Annotated in this window: 15 protein-coding genes, 2 pseudogenes and 1 riboswitch; of the genes and pseudogenes, 6 read left to right on the top strand and 11 right to left on the bottom strand. The window is 58.5% G+C overall.

Features of this window, described 5'->3' with window-relative positions:
- Positions 1-62: 62 nt before the first annotated feature.
- Positions 63-1,121: pseudogene (locus FQ185_RS18795) on the top strand (glucosidase); the annotation flags it as partial.
- Between the two features lie 280 nt (positions 1,122-1,401).
- On the opposite strand, the gene FQ185_RS18790 reads toward FQ185_RS18795, so the two are convergent.
- The 3 genes from FQ185_RS18790 to FQ185_RS18780 all read right to left on the bottom strand — a co-directional run bounded on the left by FQ185_RS18790 (position 1,402) and on the right by FQ185_RS18780 (position 4,631).
- The gene (locus FQ185_RS18790; protein WP_149418880.1) at positions 1,402-3,249 is read right to left on the bottom strand and encodes an amidohydrolase; all 1,848 of its coding nucleotides are present in this window, start codon (positions 3,247-3,249) and stop codon (positions 1,402-1,404) included.
- Between the two features lie 292 nt (positions 3,250-3,541).
- Positions 3,542-3,856, bottom strand: coding sequence for an SCP2 sterol-binding domain-containing protein (locus tag FQ185_RS18785; protein WP_008154977.1), 315 nt, complete (start codon positions 3,854-3,856; stop codon positions 3,542-3,544).
- Positions 3,857-3,920: 64 nt separating this feature from the next.
- Positions 3,921-4,631: a histidine phosphatase family protein gene (locus FQ185_RS18780; RefSeq protein ID WP_149418722.1), complete on the bottom strand. Its 711-nt coding sequence runs from the start codon at positions 4,629-4,631 to the stop codon at positions 3,921-3,923.
- Positions 4,632-4,834: 203 nt separating this feature from the next.
- Here FQ185_RS18780 and sohB point away from each other — a divergent pair, with 203 nt between their 5' ends.
- Complete coding sequence (gene sohB, locus FQ185_RS18775; protein ID WP_149418721.1) at positions 4,835-5,857, top strand: protease SohB; 1,023 nt, start codon at positions 4,835-4,837, stop codon at positions 5,855-5,857.
- Between the two features lie 83 nt (positions 5,858-5,940).
- Here sohB and FQ185_RS18770 read toward each other — a convergent pair whose 3' ends face one another.
- Both FQ185_RS18770 and FQ185_RS18765 read right to left on the bottom strand, forming a co-directional pair.
- The gene (locus tag FQ185_RS18770) at positions 5,941-6,435 is read right to left on the bottom strand and encodes a DUF934 domain-containing protein (protein WP_149418720.1); all 495 of its coding nucleotides are present in this window, start codon (positions 6,433-6,435) and stop codon (positions 5,941-5,943) included.
- Complete coding sequence (locus FQ185_RS18765; protein WP_149418719.1) at positions 6,419-8,077, bottom strand: nitrite/sulfite reductase; 1,659 nt, start codon at positions 8,075-8,077, stop codon at positions 6,419-6,421. Before FQ185_RS18765 ends, FQ185_RS18770 begins: the two co-directional genes overlap by 17 nt.
- A 522-nt stretch (positions 8,078-8,599) precedes the next feature.
- On the opposite strand from FQ185_RS18765, the gene FQ185_RS18760 reads away from it, so the two are divergent.
- Positions 8,600-9,685, top strand: a complete 1,086-nt coding sequence (locus FQ185_RS18760; RefSeq protein ID WP_149418718.1) for an ABC transporter substrate-binding protein — start codon at positions 8,600-8,602, stop codon at positions 9,683-9,685.
- A gap of 7 nt (positions 9,686-9,692) precedes the next feature.
- Here the strand turns inward: FQ185_RS18760 and FQ185_RS18755 are convergent, their stop codons facing one another.
- Positions 9,693-9,911, bottom strand: coding sequence for a DUF2970 domain-containing protein (locus FQ185_RS18755; protein WP_149418717.1), 219 nt, complete (start codon positions 9,909-9,911; stop codon positions 9,693-9,695).
- 178 nt (positions 9,912-10,089) lie between these two features.
- Between FQ185_RS18755 and FQ185_RS18750 the strand changes: the two genes are divergently transcribed.
- Positions 10,090-16,662 carry an NEL-type E3 ubiquitin ligase domain-containing protein gene (locus FQ185_RS18750; RefSeq protein WP_149418716.1) on the top strand — a complete coding sequence of 2,191 codons (6,573 nt, stop codon included), beginning with the start codon at positions 10,090-10,092 and terminating at the stop codon, positions 16,660-16,662.
- A gap of 76 nt (positions 16,663-16,738) precedes the next feature.
- Here the strand turns inward: FQ185_RS18750 and metH are convergent, their stop codons facing one another.
- Positions 16,739-20,449: a methionine synthase gene (gene metH / locus FQ185_RS18745; protein WP_149418715.1), complete on the bottom strand. Its 3,711-nt coding sequence runs from the start codon at positions 20,447-20,449 to the stop codon at positions 16,739-16,741.
- A 155-nt stretch (positions 20,450-20,604) separates the two neighbouring features.
- On the opposite strand from metH, the pseudogene FQ185_RS18740 reads away from it, so the two are divergent.
- Positions 20,605-22,889, top strand: a pseudogene (locus FQ185_RS18740) (fatty acid cis/trans isomerase).
- 314 nt (positions 22,890-23,203) lie between these two features.
- Complete coding sequence (gene nfuA / locus FQ185_RS18735) at positions 23,204-23,788, top strand: Fe-S biogenesis protein NfuA (RefSeq protein ID WP_046048486.1); 585 nt, start codon at positions 23,204-23,206, stop codon at positions 23,786-23,788.
- Between the two features lie 108 nt (positions 23,789-23,896).
- On the opposite strand, the gene cobM is transcribed toward nfuA, so the two are convergent.
- The 4 genes from cobM to FQ185_RS18715 form a co-directional block, all read right to left on the bottom strand.
- Positions 23,897-24,643: a precorrin-4 C(11)-methyltransferase gene (gene cobM / locus FQ185_RS18730; protein WP_149418714.1), complete on the bottom strand. Its 747-nt coding sequence runs from the start codon at positions 24,641-24,643 to the stop codon at positions 23,897-23,899.
- Between the two features lie 81 nt (positions 24,644-24,724).
- A complete protein-coding gene (locus tag FQ185_RS18725; RefSeq protein ID WP_149418713.1) occupies positions 24,725-25,138 on the bottom strand; it encodes a cobalamin biosynthesis protein in 414 nt (137 codons plus the stop codon).
- A complete protein-coding gene (locus FQ185_RS18720) occupies positions 25,135-25,842 on the bottom strand; it encodes a CbtA family protein (RefSeq protein WP_149418712.1) in 708 nt (235 codons plus the stop codon). Before FQ185_RS18720 ends, FQ185_RS18725 begins: the two co-directional genes overlap by 4 nt.
- A gap of 11 nt (positions 25,843-25,853) precedes the next feature.
- A complete protein-coding gene (locus FQ185_RS18715) occupies positions 25,854-26,057 on the bottom strand; it encodes a CbtB-domain containing protein (protein WP_149418711.1) in 204 nt (67 codons plus the stop codon).
- A 98-nt stretch (positions 26,058-26,155) separates the two neighbouring features.
- Positions 26,156-26,384: riboswitch (cobalamin riboswitch) on the bottom strand.
- Positions 26,385-26,567 lie beyond the last annotated feature (183 nt).

Raw genomic sequence — 26,567 nt, 5'->3', positions numbered from 1 at the left:
GGGGCGGCCGGTGTGGAAAGTGCGGGCATTGTAAGCCAGTTCATGTAGCAGCAGGCTTCGGCAACCTGTTTCAGGGTGGTTTTCTCGGGCTGGACAACATCGCGCTGTTCGACCGCTCGGCGATGCTACCGCCCGGTTACCAACTGGACCAGGCCGATGGCACCGCGTGGGTCGCCGCCTATGCGCTGGACCTGATGCGCATCGCTCTGGAACTGGCCAAGCGCAACAGCGTGTACGTCGACATCGCGGTGAAATTCTTCGAGCACTTCCTGTACATCGCCGGTGCCATCAATCGGGTCGACTCCGATGCCGAAGGCTTGTGGGATGAACAAGACCGGTTTTTCTACGACGTGCTGCACCGTCCCGACGGCGTCAACGAGCTGCTGCGCTTGCGTTCGATCGTCGGCCTGATGCCGCTGTTCGCCGTGCAAGTGCTGGAGCAGCACGAACACGAAGGGTTGCCGGGATCGCGTGAGCGTTTGTTCGGCTTTATGCGCCACCGGCCGGACCTTGCCAGCCTGGTCTCGCGCTGGACCGAACCGGGTGAAGGCAACCGGATGCTGTTGGCATTGTTGCGGGGCGAGCGCACCAAAGACTTACTCAAACGCATGCTCGACGAGGGCGAGTTTCTCTCGCCATTCGGTATCCGTTCGCTGTCAAAAGCCTTCGCCGAGATGGCCTTTGGCATACGGATCAACGGTGACGCACTGTGTGCCCATTACGAGCCGGCAGAATCCGAATCGCGTCTGTATGGCGGCAATTCCAACTGGCGCGGGCCGGTGTGGATGCCGATCAACTACATGCTGATCGAATCCTTGCGTGAATTTCACCGCTATTACGATCAGAACTTCTCGGTGGAATATCCTTCGGGATCGGGGTTTCTGGCTTCACTGGACGAGGTGGCCGACAGCTTGAGTCAGCGGCTGACCAAGCTTGTTCTTCGCGATGAAGAGGGTAATCGGCCGTCGATGGCGGGGTATCCGCAGTTGCAGGCGGACCCCGCCAGCCGCGACCTGGTGTTGTTCCATGAGTATTTTCATGGAGAAACCGGGCTCGGTCTGGGGGCCAGTCATCAAACCGGGTGGAGTGCGTTGGTGGCGCTGTTGTTGCAAGTCGGGTGAATCCGCCGCCCTGGCTCATACAAGGACGTAGACGATGGCGAAACCAGCCGCTCGACTCAGTGATCTCAATACCTGTCCTGTGACCAGGCACGGCACCAATCTCAGCAATAGCAGTTCGCCAGAAAATGCTCCCTAAACTGAGCGCGGAAAAAATCGAAGGCGAGCGCGTACCCCAAACGCAATATCGAAAAATATTCAGTGAACTCGACGCTGCCGAGAACGCTCGGCGCTGAAAGACGGCCCCGAGGGGCGGCCGTTCTGGCGCCCCGACCGCTTCAGTTCAAAACGCAAAACACGAACAGCCAAACGCTCCCCAGAACCCCTGAAAGTCACTGACTGGTGCTGACGACAACCGCGCCCGTTCATGACTGTGGGCATGCACCGCGCAAGCCCCTACACATTGATGAACCTGCGCGGTCAGTGGCGCCAAGGGTTTCCAGTGGCCCGGTACTTTGGTGACCGGCGACCATTCAGGCACCACAGGCACTGGGGGCGGCCCGAGTTTTTCGAACTCGACGGCGCCATAGACGATCTTGCCGTCGACAATGGTCAGCACCGACTCGATCCATTTGATTGCTTCATCCTCGATGTGGAAATAGTCCGCCGACAGCGCAATCAGGTCTGCCAGTTGCCCGACCTTGATCTGGCCTTTCTTGCCTTGCTCGGAGGAAAACCAGGCGCTGCCGTGGGTGAAGAGTTCCAGTGCGGTGTCGCGGCTCAAGCCTTGCGGGTACAGCTCCAGACCACCGACGGTGCGGCCGCTGACCAGCCAATACAACGAAGTCCAGGGGTTGTAGCTGGACACGCGCGTGGCATCGGTACCGGCACCGACGGGAATACCCTCGGCCAGCATTCGGGCAATCGGCGGCGTGTGTTCAGCGGCCTTCGCCCCGTAACGGTCGACGAAGTATTCACCCTGGAACGCCATCCTGTCCTGAATCGCAATGCCGCCGCCGAGTGCTTTTACCCGTTCAATGTTCTGCGGAGTAATGGTTTCGGCGTGGTCGAAAAACCACGGCAATCCATCGAAAGGAATGTCGCGGTTGACCTTCTCGAACACATCGAGCATGCGGCTGATGGATTCGTTGTAAGTGGCGTGCAAACGGAATGGCCAGCGTTGTTCCACCAGATGCCGCACCACCGGCTCCAGTTCCTGCTCCATGGTTTGTGGCAGGTCGGGGCGTGGCTCGATGAAGTCTTCGAAGTCCGCCGCCGAGAACACCAGCATTTCCCCGGCGCCGTTGTGTCGCAGGAAGTCGTCGCCCTGACCGTAGTGAGAGGTGCTGGTCCAGTTTTTGAAATCAGTCAGTTCTTCCTTCGGTTTCTGGGTGAACAGGTTGTAGGCGATGCGAACCGTGAGCTGCTGGTCTTTGGCCAGTTGCTGGATGACTTGATAGTCGTCCGGATAATTCTGATAACCACCGCCGGCGTCGATGGCGCTTGTGACGCCGAGCCGATTGAGTTCGCGCATGAACTGGCGGGTTGAGTTGACCTGGTATTCCAGTGGCAGTGTCGGCCCTTTGGCCAGAGTTGAGTAGAGAATCATCGCGTTAGGACGGGCGATCAACATGCCCGTTGGGTCGCCATTGGCGTCGCGCTGGATTTCTCCGCCCGGCGGGTTCGGCGTGTCACGGGTATAACCCACCACCTTCAACGCAGCGCGATTGAGCAGGGCGCGGTCGTAGAGGTGCAGGACAAACACCGGGGTGTCGGGTGCGGCCTTGTTCAGTTCGTCAATGGTTGGCAGGCGTTTTTCGGCGAACTGGAATTCGTTCCAGCCACCGACCACCCGCACCCATTGTGGCGTTGGTGTGCGGTCGGCCTGATCCTTGAGCATGCGCAAGGCATCGACCAATGACGGCACGCCTTCCCAGCGCAGTTCGAGGTTGTAATTGAGGCCCCCGCGGATCAGGTGCAGGTGCGAGTCGTTGAGACCGGGGATCACCGTGCGACCGTGCAGGTCGATGATCTGCGTGCCTGGGCCTTGCAGGGCCATGGCCTGCGCATCGCTACCGACCACCACGAAGCGTCCGTCCTTGATCGCGACAGCACTGGCCTGGGGTTTCTTGCGATCGACGGTGTGCAAGCGTCCGTTGTACAGAATGAGGTCGGCCGGGGCATCGGGCATGGTTTTACTCCCTGCGATTAACGGGCTGATCCAGGCACCAACGGCACCTGCCGTCAGGCCTTGCAGTACACGTCGGCGGTTGAAACCGCCGTGGTCGTCAGGTGGGCTCATGCAATGTTCTCCGCAAAAATAATCGGATTGAACAGCCGATGTCTGACGCATGCGGCCAGAAGGAATATAGACGGCAAATCCGCGGGTGGCCGTTTCCATTGGCGAAAAACGACGAATCCCGCCACGAGGGGCGGGATTCGTTTGCAGCCAAGTGTGCCCCCGAAGGTCGGGAGCGACGCGATCAGGCCGGGAACAGCTCGGACAGTTTCATGGCCAGCATCATGTCGCCTTCAGCGCGCAATTTGCCGCCCATGAATGCTTGCATGCCGTCGGTTTCGCCGCTGACGATGCCTTCCAGGGTTTCGCCGTCCATCACCAGCGTCACCTGGGCGTCCGGGTTCTCGCCTTCCTGGAGCTCGCAGGTGCTGTCCTTGACGATCAGCGAGAAGTTCTTGGTGTCGTCGATGCGGAAACCGAATACCAAGTCCAGACCGGCAGCAGCGGCTGGGTTGAACTTGGCTTTCATTGCTTGTACGGCATCAGCTACGGAGGTCATGGTTCGATCCTTTCTTGGGTAAGTAGAGCTGTGTGAATACAGCCAGGGTCACAATAGTCCGGACTCAGCGAAACGTGATGAGTTCCGGGGCTTTCAACAGTTGCAGGTGCGCATGACTGTTGAAAGAAGACAGTGCCACCTCGCGGCCGCGAAACTTCAGCAGGTTGAGCGAGGTGTTGACGATTTGCCAGTTCAGTTCAAACGCCTGCTTAGCCGGCATTTGCGTAATGAGGTGGAGTAGGGCAGTGATGGTGCCGCCGGAGGTGAACACGGCGATTTTCTGTGTGTTGTCGGCCTGTTCGAGAATGCGCTGCAGACCGGCTTGCACGCGTTCGACAAACCCCAGCCAGCTTTCCAGACCCGGTGTGTCGTAGGTGCCGGCGAGCCAGCGTTCGATGATCAGGGCGAAGATACGCTGGAACTCACCGCGGTTTTGCACCGCATTGCGCAGGATGTGCAGCGCTTCGGGTTCGTCCGGCAACAGGGCCGGCAGCAGCGCGCGGATCACCGCATCGGCGTCGAATTCATTGAAGGCGGAATCGGTTTCCAGGACCGGAACCGGCAGACCCACGACAGCGAACTGTTCCAGCGCGCTGTTGGCCGTGTGTTGCTGGCGGCGCAGGTCGCCCGAGAGGCAGCGATCGAAGCTGATACCCAGCCCGGCCAGGTGCTGGCCGAGGACTTCTGCCTGGCGAACACCGATCGGCGACAGGACGTCATAGTCGTCTGCACCAAAGGAGGCCTGGCCATGTCGAATCAAATAGATACTGCCCACGTCCGCGTCATCCCGGTACGTTGAAGGTCCGGCGAGGTTATGAGGATGACGGTGAGCTGTCAATGAAAAAACATACGCTTGTTTGAAATGTCCGTTACAGGGCTGTTGCCAGAGGTTTCACGGCTGGCCGCCGAGCCGGTGCATGGGTATGCTGGCGGTATCCCGCGCGCGTTTTTGCAGCGCATCGTATTAAAGGAGTCCCTGTGGAGTTTTTTGCCGAGTACGCCGTTTTTCTGGCCAAGACCGTGACACTGGTGATCGCCATTCTGGTGGTCCTGGCCAGTTTTGCGGCATTGCGCAGCAAAGGTCGACGCAAAACGGCCGGCCAGTTGCAAGTCAGCAAACTCAATGATTTCTACAAAGGGCTGCGCGAACGCCTGGAGCAAACCTTGCTCGACAAGGACCAGCTCAAGACCTTGCGCAAGGTAGAGGCTAAAACCGAGAAAAAACAAAAGAAAAAAACCGAGGCCAAACCGCGCGTGTTCGTGCTGGATTTCGACGGCGACATCAGGGCATCGGCGACTGAAAGCCTGCGCCATGAAATCACCGCGCTGCTGACCCTCGCCACGCCCAAGGATGAAGTGGTGCTGCGTCTGGAAAGCGGTGGTGGCATGGTTCACAGCTACGGCCTGGCGTCCTCGCAACTGGCGCGTATCCGTGATGCCGGTGTGCCCTTGACCGTGTGCATCGACAAGGTCGCGGCCAGCGGCGGCTACATGATGGCGTGCATCGGCGAGAAGATCATCAGCGCGCCGTTCGCGATCCTCGGCTCGATCGGTGTTGTGGCGCAGTTGCCTAACGTCAACCGCCTGCTGAAAAAGCACGACATCGACTTTGAAGTGCTGACCGCCGGTGAGTACAAGCGCACCCTGACGGTGTTTGGCGAAAACACCGAAAAGGGCCGTGAGAAGTTCCAGGAGGACCTGGACATCACCCATCAGCTGTTCAAGAACTTTGTTTCCCGCTATCGCCCGCAACTGGCCATTGATGAAGTGGCCACGGGTGAAATCTGGCTCGGCGTCGCGGCACTGGACAAACAACTGGTGGATGAACTCAAGACCAGCGACGAGTACCTCGCCGAACGCGCCAAGAAGTCCGAGCTCTATCACCTGCACTACGCCGAACGCAAAAGCCTGCAGGAACGCATCGGCATGGCGGCCAGCGGTTCGGTCGATCGGGTGCTGTTGAGCTGGTGGAGCCGGTTGACCCAACAACGCTTCTGGTAAGCATCATCCGGTAATCGTTGACGCCGGACACAAAAAAGCCCTGAACCGGATTTCCGATTCAGGGCTTTTTGTTTTACACGTACTTAGCGGCGACGGAACAGCGGCAGCGGTTCGTCGGTAGCAGCCTGATACGTCACCGAGAAGTCCTTGAGACCTTCCAGGGCTTCGTACGGATCTTTATCAGCGCGGATTGCAAACGCGTCGAAACCGCAGCGGTGCAGGTAGAACAACTGGTCGCGCAGCACGTCGCCAATCGCCCGCAATTCGCCTTTGAAACCATAACGGTCGCGCAGCAGGCGGGCGTTGGAGTAGTTGCGGCCGTCGGTGAAGGCCGGGAAGTTCAAGGCGATGACCTGGAAATTCTCCACGTCTTCACCGATCTCTTCAGCTTCTTCATCGGCATCCAGCCACACGCCCAGGCCGCCATCGCGGGCCTTGAGCATACGGCTGTGCTCGCGCCACAGCTGCAACGGGACGATGTAGTCGTCGCAGTTGCTGATCTCGTCGATGTTGAAGTCCTTGGGCAGCAAGTGCCAGGTTTCGTCGACGACTTCGTTGTTCTTAATTATTCGCTGCATAGACACGCTCCTTGAAGAGGTCGATGCCAATACGCTGATAGGTGTCGATGAAACGCTCGTCTTCGGTACGTTGTTCGATGTACACGTTGATCAGCTTTTCGATGACATCAGGCATGGCGTCCTGGGCAAAGGACGGGCCGAGGATTTTACCCAGGCTGGCGTCGCGACTGCCACTGCCACCCAGGGAAACCTGGTAGAACTCTTCGCCTTTCTTGTCCACCCCGAGGATGCCGATGTGGCCGACGTGGTGGTGACCGCAGGCGTTCATGCAACCTGAGATGTTCAGGTCCAGTTCACCGATGTCGAACAGGTAATCCAGATTGTCGAAACGACGCTGAATCGACTCGGCGATCGGGATCGACTTGGCGTTGGCCAGGGAGCAGAAGTCGCCCCCCGGACAGCAGATGATATCGGTCAGCAAGCCTATATTCGGCGTGGCGAAACCTTGCTCACGCAGTTCGCCCCACATCGCGAACAATTGTTGTTGTTCAACGTCGGCCAGAATGATGTTCTGCTCGTGGGAAGTGCGCAACTGACCGAAGCTGTAACGATCGGCCAGGTCGGCAACGGCATCGAGCTGCTTGTCGGTGATGTCGCCCGGTGCAACACCGGTCGGCTTCAGGGACAGCGTAACGGCCACATAACCCGGCTTTTTGTGGGCCAGGGTGTTGCGGGTACGCCAGCGGGCGAAACCCGGGTGTTCTTTATCAAGGTCGGCCAGCGCCTGGGTCTGGTTATCCAGAGCCTTGTACTCTGGATCAACGAAGTGTTTGGCAACGCGATGCACTTCGGCCTCGGTCAATGTGGTTTGGCCACCGCGAAGGTGTTCCATTTCCGCATCGACTTTTTGCGCGAACACTTCAGGCGTCAGCGCCTTGACCAGAATCTTGATCCGCGCCTTGTACTTGTTGTCACGACGGCCGTAGCGGTTGTAAACCCGAAGGATGGCGTCGAGGTAGCTCAACAGGTCTTTCCAGGGCAGGAACTCATTGATGAACGCGCCAACCACCGGGGTACGGCCGAGACCGCCACCCACCAGCACACGGAAGCCCAGCTCGCCAGCGGCGTTGTGCACCGGCTCAAGGCCGATGTCATGGACTTCGATGGCCGCTCGGTCGGACGTCGAACCGTTGATGGCGATCTTGAACTTACGGGGCAAGTAAGCGAATTCAGGGTGGAACGTGGTCCATTGGCGGACGATCTCGCACCACGGGCGCGGATCGATCAACTCGTCGAAAGCGACACCGGCGAACTGGTCGGTGGTGACGTTGCGCAGGCAGTTGCCGCTGGTCTGGATCGCGTGCATCTGCACGGTAGCCAGTTCAGCCAGGATGTCCGGGATGTCTTCCAGCGCCGGCCAGTTGAACTGCACGTTCTGCCGGGTGCTGATGTGGGCATAGCCCTTGTCATAGTCGCGGGCAATCTTGGCCATCATTCGCGTCTGGCGCGAAGTCAGTTGGCCGTAAGGCACCGCAACCCGCAACATCGGCGCGAAGCGCTGGATATAAAGCCCATTTTGCAGGCGCAGGGGGCGGAATTCTTCTTCGCTCAGCTCGCCTGCCAGATAGCGTCGGGTCTGATCACGGAACTGCTTGACGCGGTCCTCGATGATCCGCTGATCGTACTCGTCGTATACGTACATATAAGTCCTGTTCTCAGGCTTGGGCCGGTCGGATCCAGCTGCGTTTTTCGCTTGCTGAAGTCTCCGATACTGCCTCGGCAATTCTGCGCGCACGGCCGCGCACTCCCAACGGAGCCGGGGCAAGATACCAGTTTGTAGTTATGCGCAAAAGTGATGTTTGAGTATATGTAAAGAACCAAAACGACTAACGAGAACCGTTATTACTAAACCCGTATTTGTAGTGCGGGCAATCGTCGTCTTTACTGTGGTCGAGTCTTTATGCAATCACCGATAAAACCGACAAGAGGCGATGCAATGAGCAACCCTACCAAAGCGACAAAACCCGATAGCACAGCGGATGCTTGGGCGATTCTGTTTCTGATCATTCTGGTCGTGGGTACAGCGGTATTCTGGGTCAGCCATCAATAACCGACCCCGTCCGGGCCTGTTCCGGCGATTGTCGGACAAAAACCGGAATAAACGCCGTTTTACGGGAGTTCGCTGGCTATAATGCGCGGCGAATTTCCGGGGCTCGGACGACAAATGTTGAAGTTTCTCTGTGGTGTATTACTGGCGCTGGGTGCGGTCGTGGGCCCGTGTGCCCATGCGGCGTCGGTGACATTCCTGAATCCCGGAACCACCAGGGAAGATTTTTGGGTCAGCTACTCGCAGTTCATGCAGGCCGCCGCGAAGGACCTGGACATGGATTTGCGCATTCTGTACTCCGACCGGGTGGCTGAAACCACCATCAAACACGCGCGCGAAGTCTTGCAGGGGCCAGACCGTCCGGACTATCTGGTGTTCGTCAACGAGCAGTATGTAGCTCCCGAAATTCTGCGCCTGGCTCAAGGCAGTGGCGTGAAGCTGTTCATGGTCAACAACGCCCCGACCCCGGACCAGATGAGGCTGCTCGGCTCGCAACCCGACAGATACCCCGATTGGCTGGGTAGCCTGGTGCCCAACGATGAGGAGGGCGGCTACCTGATGCTCAAGGAGCTGATTCGCCTGCACCGCCCGGTCGCTCCCGGTCAGTTCATCGAACTGCTGGCCTTTTCCGGTCTGAAGATCACGCCGGCCGCGCAGTTGCGTGAGAAAGGGATGATGCGGGCGTTGGCCGAGCACCCTGAAGTGCGTTTACGGCAATTGGTGTATGGCGGCTGGACCCATCAGCGAGCCTACGAGCAGGCCAAATTGTTGTTCAAGCGTTACCCACAGGCCTCACTGGTCTGGTCTGCCAATGACGAAATGGCCTTTGGTGCCATGCAGGCATATTCCGAAACTGGCGGAAAACCGGGCACGGGTGTGCTGTTTGGCGCCATCAACACTTCTCCCGCCGCATTACAGGCGCTGCTGGACAACCGATTGAGCGTGTTGCTGGGCGGGCATTTCAGTCTTGGAGGGTGGGCCGTGGTGCAGTTGCATGACTACGACCAGGGCGTGGACGTCAGTCAGTACGGTGGTCGTGACCGGCAGATTCCGCTGTTGCAACTGATTGATCGGGCACAAGCCAGGCAATTGCTGGCGATGGGCGCGTCGCAGGATTACGGCGTGAATTTTCACAAGCTCTCGGCCAAGAGCAAGCCAACGACCTATCGCTACCCGTTCAGCCTGCAAACCCTGATGCACTGAGCCACGCCTAAATGCCCGCCAGAAGCAGCACCAGTTTGACGATGCCGAACAGGGTCAGTGCAAACACCGCCGTGAACAGAATCCCCAGAATCACGAAATGACTGGGCTTGCCGTGAGTGAAATCCCGGGCCCGGTTCTTTCCGCTTTGCACCCCGAACGCCGCCGCCATCACGCTGTGCAGCATCTGCCAGAACGTTGGCGGCTTGTTGTCGACTGGGTCGTTCATAAATCCCTCGTCTGAAAGAATGTCCCAAGAGCATAGCCAATCCGATGAATTGTGCTGTGGCCACCCTTGGTGCGATCGAAGCCGTTGGTAACAAACCGGCGTTCACGCAATAACTATGTACCGCAGATGCTGCCGCTTGAAATGGTGTTCTGTCGCTCCACTTGTCAGGAGCAACCACATGTCCACCACTCCCCCGGAAAAAACCAGCATTCATGGCGACCTGCTTAAACAGATGTCTCCCGACTGGCTGATCCATGCTACGCCCGAAAGGCGTGCCGCGCTGAAAGAGACCGGCACGCGCCTGCCAGACTGGTACTTGCGCGCCTCTATCGCGCAACAGCAGGCATTGAGGGAAAGTTTCACCGCCAGTTTTACTGCCCAGACTCTGCTGGACAAAACGATGTCGACACTTGAGGACATCGACACCTTCGCGCATCCACGACTGAATCAGGCGCTGAAGGATCAGCTCGGCGTAGAAGTGGATGTCAACAAGACCTTTGTGTGTCTGAGGCGACCACTGGAAATCGGTGATCTTGAAATTGAAATTGCCAACTTCGAGGTCATGAAACTTTCGCTGCTACAGGCTTCTTTGCATAACTTTGAAGCGTCCGAGTGCGAGGAAGGCGCCTTCCATCGCAACTCCGGATTCGTTGTAGAAACATCGACTCCCGGTACGTTTCAGAACGTTAACGTCAATATGACGGTCAGGCAGTTCTTGTCCCTCTGTCGCACCCTGGATATCGGCGCGCAATATCAAACCTGCGTGAAGGCGTTTTTACAGCCTGCGGATGCGCAGGCGGATACGACACTGCGCCAGCAATTCATGACCAGTCAAAAAACGGCATTGCGGGCGGCTGCCGAACTCGCCCTGCTGAAAAAGGATATCGAGCCCGAAGACTACACAATGATCCTGTCGATCATTAACGGTGAAGTCCATCCACGACTGGGTGATAAGCAAGTCTGGTTTCGCGACCTGAGTTTGATGAAGCGCAGGATGACGGGCTGCGTGGTTTTTAGTATCAGTGAGCAATTCCGCTATACCAGTGATTTCATTGTCTACGTTCCGCATGATCCGCAGCACCCGCTCAAACGCTACACGACCGCGCAGTGGCGCGATGAATTCAAGCGCCAGTTTACGCTCCGCGATACATCGCCATCCGGCGATGAGGGGCCGACTGCTCACCAACGTTTTTTCAGCCAGTTCGTGGCCTACGCCGACCGTCCTTTTTACTTCAGCCAGTTCACCCGTAAAGCCGCAGATTCTCCGTCTGATCCCTTGCGCTCCATCTGGGTGAAAGTCGCCCAGCTCATTCCGCCGTTTTCGACCATCACCCGCATCAAAGAATTGCCACCTGAGCCCCGGGCCAAGCTGGAGGCAGTCGATGATCCTTACCTCAATCCTTTCGGTATCAATCGTGAAGGGGTTGCCGGCATCTGGTCCGCCAACACCGATCTCTGGACCTATCTCTTTGAACAAAACCGCGCCAAGGTCATCGCCGATGCGCGCAGCCACGCGGTCCCTACGGCCGATGTCGATGCGCGAGTACGCGCGGAGAAGCTCAATCATCTGTTGGAAATCGGCATGCTGGGATTGAACATGGTGTCGATGTTCGTACCGGTGCTGGGCGAGATCATGATCACGGTGATGGCCGGGCAGCTGCTTTATGAATCCCTCGAGGGGGCGATCGAGTGGAGCGAGGGCGATCGCACAGCCGCCAAGGCGCATCTGATCGACGTGGCGGAAAACCTTGCGTTCATCGCAGTGATGGCGGGCGTGGGCAAAGGGGTTGGCAAACTGACGGCGGTGAAACCCGAACCCGTGATCGAAAGCCTGGAGCCCGTCACGCTGCCCAATGGCGAAAGCCGATTGTGGAAACCGGATCTTGAGGCTTATGAGCATGAAGTCGTTCCGGATCGCGACGCCGCCCCTGACGCACTGGGGCAATTTCAGGTAAACGGCAAGACCTGCATCCGACAGAACGGTAAGGTCTATGAAACAACCTTCGATGACTCACTGAAAAAATGGCGCATCAAACATCCCACCGACACAGCTGCCTATCAGCCCATACTTGAGCATAACGGCCACGGGGCCTGGCGTCATACGCTGGAGCGTCCATTGCAGTGGGACCGCTTGACGCTGCTGCGGCGCATGGGGCATGTGACCGAGGCGCTGACAGACGAGCAACTGCTCAAGGTTGCCGATGCCGTGGGTATCAATGACAACGCCTTGCGCAAAATGCACCTTGATCATTTACCTCCGTCACCTGAACTGGCTGATGCCATGCAGTTGTTCGCCGCTGACCTTGGGCTGGTTGAAGCCAGCGAACAGATCAGCAGTGACCCATTCATCAACAGGCTACAACGAGCCTGTCCGGGGCTTGGCGAGTCCGCGGCGCAGAGGGTTTTGCTGGATGCCAGTGCCGAGGAACTCACACGCCTGAAAACGACTCGTCGAATCCCTCTTCGAATCCTTGAGGAGGCCCGTTGGTATGCACAACAGGGGCGAGCGGATCAGGCGTTTGCCGGTCTGCACATGAAGAGTGGGGGGTCGGCTGACAGCAAGTGGCTTGCATTGCATGCTCTGGAAAAACTGCCGGGCTGGTCCGACAACGTGCGCCTGGAAATCCGTGACGGCCACATCACCGGCCCCTTGATTGATGGCATTGGCAGCGACAACGCCGCGAGCCGCAAGTATGTCGTCAAAAAGGGGGCGGTCTATCAGGCGTTTGATGAGCGCGGAGAGGAACTCAATGGTGTCCCTGCGAGTGGCGACAACTTTTTCACCTCGATCATGCATGCCTTACCCGATGAATCACGTCAGTCGTTGGGGGTTCCTCACGTCAGCCAACGTGCCGATCTGCAAACTGCAGTCATCGACTCGGCAATCGGACATCGCGCTGAACTGGCACAGCGACTGGAGAAACGAAAGGGCGGCAGCAAGGCATTCAAACCGCCGGTTCGTGTGACAGAACGCACGCTGGGGTACTACGCCAGCGGGCGCGGACAAGGCATAAATCCTTCGCTGGTGACTCGCGTGCGGGATGTCTATCCGGGACTTTCCGATCAGCAGGCCAGCGGGTTTATTCTCAAGCAGTTGCGTGCGGGGAAAACCGACGCGCAGATTTTCAGCCATTTGCAGACGCGTATGCGTGAGTGGGAGCAGCTTCAATCGACGCTCGATCCGTGGGTTGGTGAATCGGGGGCGCAGCCTGTTTTGGAGTCCATGCTCGGAGGCAGGGCTTCAGTCGCTCGTAACATCAAGGAGTGCTGGCGAAATTCACCGCTGGCCGAGGAGCAGCCGCGTTTCAGTTGGCTCGACCTGACTTGCGATGACCCTATACCTGCGCTGTCAGCGGATTTCTCACATGTTCGCGAGTTGAGTATGCGCGGACGCTTTATCACTGATGCGAGTATCGGTGCGCTGTTAGAGAACTTCCCCCAGGTAGAACGTCTGCGGATAAATGCGACCGGAAGCGGCTTCACTGATGTACCCGACGCGTTGGCCGGGATGCAGCGTCTCAAGAGTCTGAGCCTGTATTCGGCCGAGCCTTTCGCAGCGCAGATGCCGGCGAAACTGAGCAAGTTGACCCATCTTGAAGAGCTCAGCGTCTATTTACCCGGTTACGCCCCGGTGGCTTTCGATCTGAGCGGTTTGCGCAACCTGCGCAGGCTGGGAATAACGGCAAGCGGACTGCGGGAATGGCCGGCCGGTATTCTCGAATTGCCAAACCTTGAGCAGCTGAACCTGAAAGGCACGGGAATCAGCACATTACCCCGCGCCATGTACGAGGGACATGAACAACTGTGGTCCGGGTTGTCTCTGGAATGGTCGAATTTTTCCCGCGAGAACTTCAAACCGGCTTATGAATACCTCAAAAGTCGACCACAACATTTTCTCGATCGGGAAGAGATGGTCAGAGATTATTCCGAGGCTGAACTGCGACGCCTTGGCGAGGGTCTCGGTGAGACCATCAACACCTTGCCTGGCCGTTTTTTCGAGCAATGGCAGGGCGCCGAGGCAAGGTTCGAGGCAGTGGACGCCTTGAGTGAGCAGTATCAATTGCTTGATCGGCAACTTCATCAATGGACCAGGCAGGCGATGCAGTTGGAGCTGGACGTTGAGGAGGTCGTCAAGCGATCAATGGCGACAATCTCCCTGAAAGCCTGTTGGCGTAACGGCGCCTTCAAACGCTACGTTGCGACGGCTGACGCCTCGGTGCTCGAGTTGCCGAATTTGCAATTGCAATCGCTCCCCGAGTTGCCCGATGGCGCCTTTGCGCATGTACAAACCTTGTATTTGACAGGGACACAAACTACTGCCGGACAGCTGCAAGGCTTTATTCGCGGATTTACCGAGCTGCACACACTCGACCTGAGCCGCAATGGCCTGACCGAAGTGCCGATTGCGTCTGGTGACTTGGTAAAGTTGACCCGTCTGGATCTCTCGGATAACCGGATTGTATCCGGCCCTGCGGTCCAGGAAGGTCTTGCCGGTTTGTCCTCCCTCGAATATCTGGATTTGCGCAACAACCCGCTCAATACGCTTGATGTCAGCGGCATGAAGCGTCTCAAGGCGCTGAGTCTAAGGGGAACAGAGCTGCACGAGTGGCCGGCGGGAACGCAAGATCTGACGGAGCTGGCTTGGCTGGATTTACGTGACAGCAAGATTACTTCGTTGCCGGATTCAGTGCTTCAGGATGATGTGCTGCTCAAAACTGATCTCACCGGTGCGCCGTTGACTGCACAATCCGTGGCATATCTGGAAACGGCTTGGCGGCGGATCGAGATAGCAAAAGGCCTGCCAGCCGGCACGCTAGGCAGATTTGCTCTGGATGAAGTGCCGCCAAACTTCCCGCCGACCGAAAGCGGCTTTTCACTCGCACGCCTTTTGCTGCCACTACCCGAAGCTCCTGTGGGCGAAGGCTCCGCGCATTTTGCAAAACGCCTGCAACAGTTGAATCCAAAACTCGCGGACGATGAAGCCTTGCAAGCGATTGAGCGACTGCGCGGGGGCGGGGCTACTGACGTGCAGATCGGTGAGCGGTTGGTAGGGTGGGAGCAATCTTGCGAAACGCTGACGCGCCGGCTGAATGGCTGGCTGTTTACGCGGGAGTCGCACGGTACTGGATGGATAGTGTCGGCCGAAAGTCGCAGGCTTGGTGCCTTACGAATTATCGAGTGCTGGCGCGAAGGCCTGCTCGTGGGAGAGGGTGTCGCGGATCATGTCTTGAGTCTGAACGGACTGTTACTCGGCGATCTTCCCGAACTGCCGGCGGAGTTCTCTCATGTAAGCACCTTGAATCTGACCGGTGTGCGGCTGTCCGCCCAGGGCTCTGATGGTTTTCTGAAGGCTTTTACTCAGGTGAAAACCCTGGAGCTTAGTGGCAATGACCTAGAAACGATCCCTGAGCAGGTCCAGTTCATGAACACACTAGAAAGGGTGGAGCTATCTAGCAACATGTTGAGTGACGCTGAGCCGTTGTATGCCTCATTGAGCCGGCTGGGACGGTTGCAATGGCTGGATCTGAGCTACAACGAGCTGGACGCCTTCGATGCCGGCAGTTTCGAGCGGCTTGAGACGCTCGATCTGCGCAACAACAGTCTGACCGACTGGCCGGAAGGTGTGCTGGATGCGTCCAGCCTGAGAACGCTGAACCTCAGTAGTAACGACATCACGTCCATTCCTTCAAGGGCCCTTGATGGCAGTCACGATGTGTTGATGGCCGGTACTGACCTGAGCGACAACTTCAACTTGACGCGAGAGAGCCTTGAGCAACTCAGGGATTACCGCGAGACAGGTGAGCGCGATACGGTCCTGGGGCTGTCGCGCTCTGATCTCGACGAGTTGTTTGAGGAAGCTGAGGGTGAGGCCGCAAGTGAAAGTGAAAGCGTCGAGTCCGATGAGACGCTGCCTGATGAGGTGCCGGACTCCGCGCAGAAAGCGCCGTGGTTAGCCAACGCTACTCCCGAGCAGTTGGCTTCCAGAACGCAAATCTGGGATCAGCTTGCGACGGAACCCGACAACGCTGCGTTCTTTCATCTACTGTCGCGATTGCAGGACACGCGCGAATTCAGGGTGGCGAATGCCGATCTGACACGCCGGGTGTGGATTGTCATGGATGCCGCTGCCAGCAATTCCGAACTCAGGGAAATCCTGTTCGCCAGTTCGAGTACCCATGGCACCTGTGTTGATGGCCGAATCCTCACGTTCAGCGGGCTGGAAAGCAAGGTGTTCACACACAACGCCTTGCTCGACATTCCTGCCGGGCGACTGGCGCTGAAGGGGGAAGCGCTATTGAAGTTGTCGAGGCAACTTTTCCGGCTGGACAAGGTAGACGACCTGGCGACGAAAGCGGCTGTCCGCAACGGTCAGGATCAGGCAGAAGTGCGCCTGGGTTATCGAATCGGTCTGACAGGCGGGTGGAGCGACGGTCTGGAACTGCCCGGGCAACCGAAACACATGACCTATGCCTCGGGTGTCTCACCCCAGCAACTGGCCGACGCTCGCCTCGAGGTGATCAATGCCGAACGTAGCGATGGGTTTTTTGAAGACCTGATCCAGCGTGATTACTGGGTGGATTACCTCAAGGAAAAATATCCGGAAGTATTCAGGAAACTCGATGAGGCTGATATGTCCGAGGAGGTTGCGGACGCGGACGATGCCGCGCTGATGGTAAAGCTTTTTGAGCTTGCGGCTGCGCGTAACAGCAAGATGATCGAGCTGTCACGAAATGAGGTTGAGGGCATTTAACTCACGCGCCTGAACTGCTTTTGTAGAAGCATGCGGATCGTCGCCCGCATGCTTCTACAAGGTGTCCAGTGGCAGCTTAGTTGTCGTACCCGAGGTTTGGCGCCAACCACCGCTCGGTCACGCTCAACTCCTGACCTTTGCGCGAGGTGTAGCTCTGCACCTGGTCCTTGTCGATCTTGCCCACGGCAAAATACTGCGCCTGTGGGTGAGCGAAATACCAACCGCTGACCGCGGCTGCCGGGAACATCGCGTAATGTTCGGTGAGGAACACGCCGCTGCGCCCGGCCTGCATTTCGCTGGCCTCAGGGTCGAGCAGGGCAAACAGCGTGCCTTTCTCGGTATGGTCCGGGCACGCCGGGTAGCCCGGAGCAGGACGGATACCGGTGTATTGCTCTTTGATCAGCGCCTCGTTGTCCAGCGTCTCGTCCTTGGCGTAACCCCAGTGTTCTTTACGTACCTGCTGGTGCAGCCACTCGGCGCAGGCCTCGGCCAAACGGTCGGCCAGCGCCTTGACCATGATCGAGTTGTAATCGTCGCCAGCATCCTGGTACGCCTTGGCCACTTCTTCAGCGCCGATGCCGGCAGTGGTGATGAAACCACCTACGTAGTCGGTGACTTCGCTGTCCTTCGGTGCAACAAAGTCGGCGAGGGAGAAGTTCGGTTTGCCGTCGGTCTTGATGATCTGCTGGCGCAGGTGATGCAGCTTGGCCAATGGCTTGCCGTCATCGCCGTAGATTTCGATGTCATCGTCGCGCACCTGGTTGGCCGGCCAGAAACCGAACACCGCACGGGCACTGATCAGCTTCTCGTCGATCAGTTTGGCGAGCATTTCCTGGGCATCGGCGAACAACGCGGTGGCGGCTTCACCGACCACTTCGTCCTGAAGGATGCGCGGGTACTTGCCGGCCAGATCCCAGGAGATGAAGAACGGCGTCCAGTCGATGTACTCGGCCAAAACCTTGAGATCGATATTGTCCAGCACCCTGGCGCCAGTGAAGGTCGGTTTGACCGGCGTGTAAGCGCTCCAGTCGAACTGCGGCTTCTTGGCGATGGCGGCCGGGTAGCTCAGGCGTTCGGTGCGAGCGCTGCGATTGGCAGTACGCTCACGGACCTCGATGTATTCCAGACGGGTCTTCTCGACGAACGCGGGTTTCAATTCCTTGGACAGCAACTGTGTCGCCACGCCCACGGCGCGGGAGGCGTCGGTGACGTAGATCACTGCGTCGTTGCTGTATTTCGGCTCGATCTTCACCGCGGTGTGGGCCTTGGACGTAGTCGCACCGCCGATCATCAGCGGCAGGTGGAAATCCTGACGCTGCATCTCGCGGGCCACGTGGACCATTTCATCCAGCGAAGGGGTGATCAGGCCGGACAGGCCGATGATGTCGCACTTTTGCTCCTTGGCCACCTGCAGGATTTTTTCGGCCGGCACCATCACGCCGAGGTCGACGATGTCGTAGCCGTTACAGCCCAGCACCACACCAACGATGTTCTTGCCGATGTCGTGCACGTCGCCTTTTACCGTGGCCATCAGGATCTTGCCCTTGGCTTCCGGTTTGTCGCCTTTTTCCAGTTCGATGAACGGGATCAAGTGGGCCACGGCCTGTTTCATCACGCGGGCGGATTTCACCACCTGCGGCAGGAACATTTTGCCGGCGCCGAACAGGTCGCCGACGATGTTCATGCCGGACATCAGCGGGCCTTCGATCACCTCGATCGGGCGGGCGAACGACTGACGGGATTCTTCGGTGTCTTCAACAATGTGCGTGGTGATGCCTTTGACCAGCGCATGTTCCAGACGCTTGTTGACGTCCCAGCCGCGCCATTCCTCGGTCTCGGCTTCCTTGACGCTGCCGTCACCTTTGTACTTGTCGGCAATGGCGAGGAGGGCGTCGGTGCCTTCCGGGGTGCGATTGAGCACCACATCTTCCACGGCGTCACGCAGCTCGGTCGGGATCTGGTCGTAGATCTCCAGCTGACCGGCGTTGACGATACCCATGGTCAGGCCGTTGCGGATCGCATACAGCAGGAATACCGAGTGAATCGCCTCGCGCACCGGGTTGTTGCCACGAAACGAGAACGACACGTTGGACACGCCACCGGAGGTCAGCGCGTACGGCAGTTCGTCGCGGATGTAGGCACAGGCGTTGATGAAGTCCACAGCGTAGTTGTTGTGTTCTTCGATGCCGGTGGCAATGGCGAAGATGTTCGGGTCGAAGATGATGTCTTCCGGCGGGAAGCCGACTTCGTTGACCAGGATGTCGTAGGAGCGTTTGCAGATTTCTTTCTTGCGCGTTTCGGTGTCGGCCTGACCGGATTCATCGAAGGCCATCACGACGACGGCGGCGCCGTAGCGCTTGCACAGTTTGGCGTGATGAATGAACTGCTCGACGCCTTCCTTCATGCTGATGGAGTTGACGATGCCCTTGCCCTGGATGCATTTGAGGCCGGCTTCGATCACTTCCCACTTGGAGGAGTCGATCATGATCGGGACGCGCGAGATGTCCGGTTCACCGGCAATCAGATTGAGGAAGGTCACCATGGCCTTCTTCGAATCGAGCATCCCTTCGTCCATGTTGATGTCGATCACCTGGGCACCGGCTTCGACCTGTTGCAGGGCGACTTCCAGGGCTTCGGTGTAATTGTCTTCACGGATCAGACGGGCGAATTTTGCGGAGCCGGTGATGTTGGTCCGCTCGCCGACGTTGATGAACAATGAGCTGCGATCGATGGTGAACGGTTCCAGGCCCGACAGGCGGCAGGCCTTCGGAATCTCCGGTATTTCACGCGGTGCATAACCGGCCACGGCTTTTGCAATGGCTTCAATGTGGCCAGGCGTGGTGCCGCAGCAACCACCGACGATGTTCAGGAAGCCGCTTTGGGCGAATTCTTCGATGACTTTTGCGGTTTCCGCCGGCAGTTCGTCGTACTCGCCGAATTCGTTTGGCAGGCCAGCGTTCGGGTGCGCCGAAACGTGGGTGCCGGCCTTGTTCGACAGCTCTTCCAGGTACGGGCGTAATTCGCTGGCGCCGAGGGCGCAGTTCAGGCCGACCGAGATTGGCTTGGCGTGGGCCACGGAGTTCCAGAAGGCTTCGGTGGTCTGGCCGGACAGCGTACGGCCGGAGGCGTCGGTGATGGTGCCGGAGATCATGATCGGCAGTTCGATGCCCAACTCTTCGAAAACCCCTTGCACGGCGAAGATGGCAGCTTTGGCGTTCAGGGTGTCGAAGATGGTTTCGATCAGGATCAGGTCGGCACCGCCTTCGATCAGGCCTTTGGTGGCCTCGGTGTAGTTCTCCACCAGTTCATCGAAAGTCACGTTGCGGTAGCCGGGGTTGTTCACGTCTGGCGACAGCGAGCAGGTACGACTGGTCGGACCGAGGACGCCGGCGACGAAGCGCGGCTTGTGCGGGGTTTCCAGGGTCTTGGCGTCGGCCACCTTGCGTGCCAGGCGTGCGCCTTCTACGTTTAACTCGTACGCCAGTTCCTGCATGCCGTAGTCGGCCTGGGAAACCTGGGTGGCGTTGAAGGTGTTGGTTTCCAGAATATCGGCACCGGCGTCGAGATAGGCTTTCTCGATTGCACCGATCACATCCGGGCGCGTCAGGATCAACAGATCGTTGTTACCTTTGACATCGCTCGGCCAATCGGTGAAGCGTTTGCCGCGGTAATCCTGCTCCTCGAGCTTGTAGCTCTGGATCATCGTGCCCATGCCGCCGTCGAGAATCAGGATGCGCTCTTTGAGGGCGTGCTTGAGAGCTTGAAGGCGAACACTGCGATCGGACATTTGGACTACTCGGAAAGACCATGACGAAGGGGCGGGATAATAGCAAACCTGCGCGGTGTTAGAGCATGTCGCGGTTTTGCATGAATATCATTCATGTTGGTGCGGGAGCCGGACCGGTAGAATCGCGGCGTTTTTCAGGATTTGGGACTAGGGACATGTCGTATCGCATTGTCATCAGTATTTTTTTGCTGCTTTCAAGCTGGGGCGCCGCTGGGCAAAGTCCCGAAATTTCCTATACCCGCGACATACAACCGATTTTCACTGAAAAGTGTGTGGCCTGCCACGCCTGCTACGACTCCGCCTGTCAGCTCAACCTGGGCAGCGGCGAAGGTGCGGCCCGTGGCGCCACCACAGTCCCGGTCTACGATGGCGAACGCAGTGTGGCCGCGGCGCCGACCCGGCTGTTTCATGACGCCTTTGGCAAGCCAGCCTGGCAGCAGAAGGGTTTCTATTCGGTGCTCGATGCACAGGGCAGCCAAGCAGCACTGATGGCGCGAATGCTGGAGCTGGGCCACCAAACTCCGTTGCAGCCCAATGCCAAGTTGCCCCAAGACATCGTTCTGGGACTGAATCGGGAAAACACCTGCGCCATGCCGGCGGAGTTCGACGGCTACGCCAGCGCGCATCCGAAAGAAGGCATGCCGCTGGCAGTCACCGGCCTGACCGACCAGCAATATCAGACGCTGCAACGCTGGCTGGCCTCCGGCGCGCCGATCGATGAGCAAGGTTTGGTGCCTTCCGCTAAAGAAGCCTTGCAAGTGGTGCAGTGGGAAAACCTGCTCAATGCCCCGGTGCCCGGCAAAGCCTGGTGGGGCGCTGGTTGTTCGAGCATTGGTTTCTCGCTCATATCTACTTCAAGGATGACGAGCCGGGGCACTTCTTCCAATGGGTACGTTCCCGAACCCCGACCGGGCAACCTATCGATCTGATCAATACCCGCCGCCCGAACGACGATCCTGGTACTCAGGTGTATTACCGTTTGTGGCCGGTGCAAGGCGTGATTGTGCAGAAAACCCACATCACCTATCCGCTGAGCGCGGCGAAGATGGCGCGGATCAAAAGCCTCTTTTATAGCGGCAACTGGCAGGTCTACGCCTTGCCGGGGTATGGGCCGGAACGCCGGGCCAATCCGTTCACCACATTCGAGGCGATCCCGGCCCAGGCGCGTTATCAGTTCATGCTCGATAACGCCGAGTACTTCGTGCGTACCTTTATTCGTGGCCCGGTCTGTCGTGGCCAGATCGCCACTGACGTTATTCGCGACAACTTTTGGGCGCTGTTCCAGGCGCCTGAACACGATCTCTATATCACCGACCCGAACTACCGTGGCCAGGCCACACCGTTGCTGGCGATGCCGGGACAGAATGACGATGTCGGCAGCGTCCTGAGCCTGTGGCACGACTACCGCGACAAGCGCAACGAGTACGAAGCGCTGCGCCGCGACAGTTACGCCGATGTGCCGGCGCCGAGCTGGTCGACCTTGTGGGCCGGTAACGACAACGCCTTGCTGACGATCTTCCGGCACTTCGACAGCGCCTCGGTGAGCAAGGGCCTGATCGGTGACGTGCCGCAAACGATGTGGTTGTTCGACTACCCGCTGCTGGAGCGTACGTATTACCAGCTGGCGGTCGACTTCGATGTCTTCGGCAACGTCTCCCATCAGGCCCAGACGCGCCTGTACTTCGACCTGATTCGTAACGGCGCCGAGCAAAACTTCCTGCGCCTGATGCCCGCCGATTCCAGGGACGATTACCTCGACGATTGGTACCAGAGCGGTGGCAAGTTCAAGATGTGGATGGATTACGAGTCCATCGACAACGACAAGCCTACGGCGCTGGTACTGGACGAAAAGGATCCCAAGCGCGACTTCGCCATGCAGTTGCTGGCCCGTTACGGTGAGCTCGACGCCAGGCCCGATCCGATCAATCGCTGCGACGGGGCCTATTGTTCGCGGCCGAACATCGACCCGGCCTTGCAGAGTGCCGAGCAGGCTCTGAGTCGCCTGACGTCACGTCCGGCCGCCGGGCTGAAGGTTATCGATCAGTTGCCGGAAGCCACCCTGCTGCGAATTGAAACCACGAGTGGCAAGCGCGAGGTCTATAGCCTGTTGCGCAACCGCGCTCACAGCAACGTGGCGTTCCTGCTCGGTGAATCGCTGCGTTATCAGCCGGGACTGGACACGATCACCATTTTTCCGGGTGTACTCAGCAGTTACCCGAACTTCATGTTCAATATTCCGGCCGAGCAAGTGCCGGCGTTCGTTGATGCAATGGAAAACGCCAAGGACGCCCACCGCTTCGAGAAGATCGTGGAGCGCTGGGGCATTCGCCGCAGCCATCCGCAGTTCTGGTTTTACTTCCACGACCTGAGCCGGTACGTGCACCAGACCGACCCGGTGGAAGAGGGCGTGCTGGACATGAACCGGTACGAGAATCTTTGATCGAGCTTTGATGTTTGGCGGGTGTCCCAATTCAGGGACACCAACGAACCACTGTGGGAGCGGGCTTGCCGCGATGGGACCTTCACTCTCACCACTGGTAGCGACTGATCCACCGCTATCGCGGGCAAGCCCGCTCCCACGGGGATTTGCGGTGATCTGAGGCTATTGGTGGCTTTAAATACTGGGTTGACAAAGACTGGATCGGCGAGGAATTGTTCGGTCGTGGCGAGCGGGTGCTTTCCCGACAAAAATACTAGGACTTTGTACGGCGCGATGATTGGCGTAAACTGCGCCCAAGCCTGCGAGGAGTTTCCATGACCGCTATTACCATTACCGACGCCGCCCACGATTACCTGGCTGATCTGCTCTCCAAGCAGAACACCCCGGGCATCGGCATCCGCGTCTTTATCACCCAGCCTGGCACCCAGTACGCCGAAACCTGCATTGCCTACTGCAAGCCGGGCGAAGAAAAACCTGAAGACACGGCGCTGGGGCTGAAAAGCTTCACCGCTTATATCGATTCGTTCAGCGAAGCCTTCCTGGACGACGCGGTAGTCGACTACGCCACCGACCGTATGGGCGGCCAGCTGACCATCAAGGCGCCAAACGCCAAAGTACCGATGGTCAATGCCGACAGCCCGATCAACGAGCGCATCAACTACTACCTGCAAACCGAGATCAACCCGGGGCTGGCGAGCCACGGCGGTCAGGTCAGCCTGATCGATGTGGTCGAAGACGGCATTGCCGTACTGAAGTTCGGCGGGGGTTGCCAGGGCTGTGGCCAGGCAGACGTTACCTTGCGCGAAGGCATCGAGCGCACCTTGCTCGAGCGCATTCCCGAGCTCAAGGGTGTTCGTGACGTCACCGACCACACGCAGAAAGAAAACGCCTACTACTAAGTAAGGTGTTCGCTGCAGACATAAAAAAACGGCGCCCCGTGAGCGCCGTTTTTTTTGATCGTTTCCATGCTGCGCGTTTGATCGTTCCCACGCTCTGCGTGGGAACGATCAGGGTCGGAAGAGATGCGCGTGCCCCGCGCGGTACAACGATGATTCGCTGAAGTGGTCACTGCCCAGCACGCGACCCACCAGAATCAACGCGGTACGGCGAAACCCCTTCGCCTCGACCTTCTCGGCAATATCGGCCAACGTCCCGACCACCCAATCCTGATCCGGCCAGGTCGCCCGGTGAATCACCGCGATCGGGCAATCCGCGCCGTAATGCGGCAGCAATTCGGCCAGGATCTTCTCCAGATGATTGACCCCCAGATGAATCGCCATAGTCGCCCCGTGCTGCGCCAGGCTGCCCAGCTCTTCGCCGGCGGGCATCGCGGTTTTGTCGGCGTAGCGGGTCAGGATCACGCTTTGCGACACGTCGGGTAACGTCAGCTCGGCGCCCAACAGTGCGGCGCAGGCCGCAGTGGCCGTGACGCCAGGAATGATTTCAAAAGGGATGTCGAGTTCGCGCAGGTAGCGAATCTGCTCGCCAATGGCGCCGTAAAGACTCGGATCGCCGGAGTGTACCCGGGCCACGTCATGGCCGTTGGCGTGGGCGGCTTTGATCAGCTCGATGATTTGTTCCAGGTGCAGTTCGGCACTGTTGACCACCTGTTCGGCGCAATGTCCATCTAGCACAGCGGCGGGCACCAGAGAGCCGGCATAAATGATCACCGGGCAGCTGCGGATCAGCCGTTGGCCTTTGACGGTGATCAGTTCGGGGTCGCCAGGACCTGCGCCAATGAAGTAGACGGTCATGTCGTTTCCTGTCAAAAAAGGGGGCTGGGCAAGGCTTCAGATGAATATTGCTCATGATCGAAGGCGGGATTATTGGGGATTTCAGGCCGCGCCGGCCAATGCCAAGGTGGCCTGGGCATATTTTTGTCGCAAAATCAGCAGTTTTGCCGGTGCCTGGGCCAGCTGTTCAGCGAGGGCCAGAGCGGCGCTTTCCGCCACGCCGTAGCAGCCGGTGCGTTCGAACGCGATGTCCGAATGGTGGCTGAGTTGCGTTTGATAACCGGCCAATTGTTCGCTGCTGAAATACATCATTTGTAACCCAAGCTGTTCAGCCAGTTCGATCAGGCCAGGCTCGTTGCGCTTCAGATCAATGCTGGCCAAGGCCTTGATCTGGTGAAGTTCGATTTTGTGAGCCTGTAACGCCTGATCGAGCAGCGCCCGCAGCGTGCTGACAGGGCAGCCGCGCTGGCAGCCCAGGCCGACCACTAACGTCGGCACTGTGCGGGTATCAGTCATGCGTGATATTGGCCATCGCTTTTGCGGCGGAACAACCAGGCACTGATCAGCCCCAGGGCCAGCCAGAACGCTACGTTGGTCAACTGCGAAGCGATTTTGAACTGTGCTTCCAGCGCTTCCGGAGCGAGCATCGAATGCACTTCCGGTTGCGGCGCGCCGATCACATGAGGAACGGCCAGAGTTGCCACGCCGAGGGCTTTCATCAGCCAATGGCGGCTGAACACGATCAGTGAAATGCCGACCGCAGTGGAGGCAGCAGTGCCGATCCACCAGATTTGCCGTTGCGCCAGATCAGCAGCAGCAGTGCCTGGCAGTTCAGGCGGCAGGCCGAGGGTCGGTGCCAGCACAAACGTTGCGTAACCGGCCAGACCCCAGAGCAGGCCCTGAGAGGTTTTGGTCGGGGCGCGCAAGGTGTAGAGGCCGGCGAGCATCAGGGCGAAACCCACGGCAACCACCAGGTTGCCACCTGTGGTCGACAGCACGCGCTGCCAGCCGTCTTCCGGTTCCCAGGCTTCGCCATCGTGGGAGTGAGCGGCGACAGCACCCGCGGCGTGTTCGTGAACTTCAACAGCGGCTGGCTCGGACTTTTCGTAAGTCTCGGCCTGCAAAATCAGCGGAGCCACCCAGAAACTTTGCAGCAGGGTCAGCAACAGGGCGGCCAGCAGCCCGGTGAAACCTGCGGTTTGCGCAATACGCTTGATCATGTCGGCAGGTCTCAATGGCACGGGAACGCGGAGCTGTGACGGGTATCGTGCGCGGCGTTGTGTACTGCTTCGATGTGCGAGAAACCGGCAAAATACACCAGGCACGCGCCAAGGATCGACGCACACGCGGCGGCGCTCAGGCGTTGGGTCAGGGTCGTGGTAGTGCTGGCGCTGCTCTTATCGGTGTTGCTGCCGGTGCTGCTGATGATCGACATGGCGCTTCCCTCTGGTCTGTCAGTGGGTGAATTGAGCGCATGAAAACCCTGCGAATCGGGCACGCAGAGATTCAAACAGCGCCCGCCCACCGCGGGTTTGTTATCTATGTGTTGCGGGCCGGTCTCCGGGCTCACGAGGGGCTTGGGCTAAAGCCGAAACCTGCAAGAATCACCTTCCCATGCCGAACTGCTGGCACAGTGGATTCGATTCTCCGCTCGCTTACCGTTGCGGGGGCAGCACCGGACTGACATGGCTTTGAGTAAAGCACATGATTCACCGGTTTCCCGTTTCACCCTGTGAAGGGCACCCGTAACAAGGCGTGTAGGAGAGCATGGGCGGGGGTTGGGCGTCAATTGGCAGGAATTCTCAACGGCGGGATTGTTGATCGTTCCCACGCAGAGTGAACTGACCCCCAAAGGTTGAACACAACCTTTGGGGGTGTCATGGGTAAGTACACAGAGCAAGTAAAACTGGCAGCAGTGCAGGACTACTGTTCCGGTAGCGCGGGT

Source organism: Pseudomonas sp. ANT_H12B (assembly GCF_008369325.1).
Classification (GTDB): domain Bacteria; phylum Pseudomonadota; class Gammaproteobacteria; order Pseudomonadales; family Pseudomonadaceae; genus Aquipseudomonas.
The sequence above is the reverse complement of the archived record's forward strand: the minus strand, read 5'-3'. Positions and strand labels throughout refer to the sequence as shown.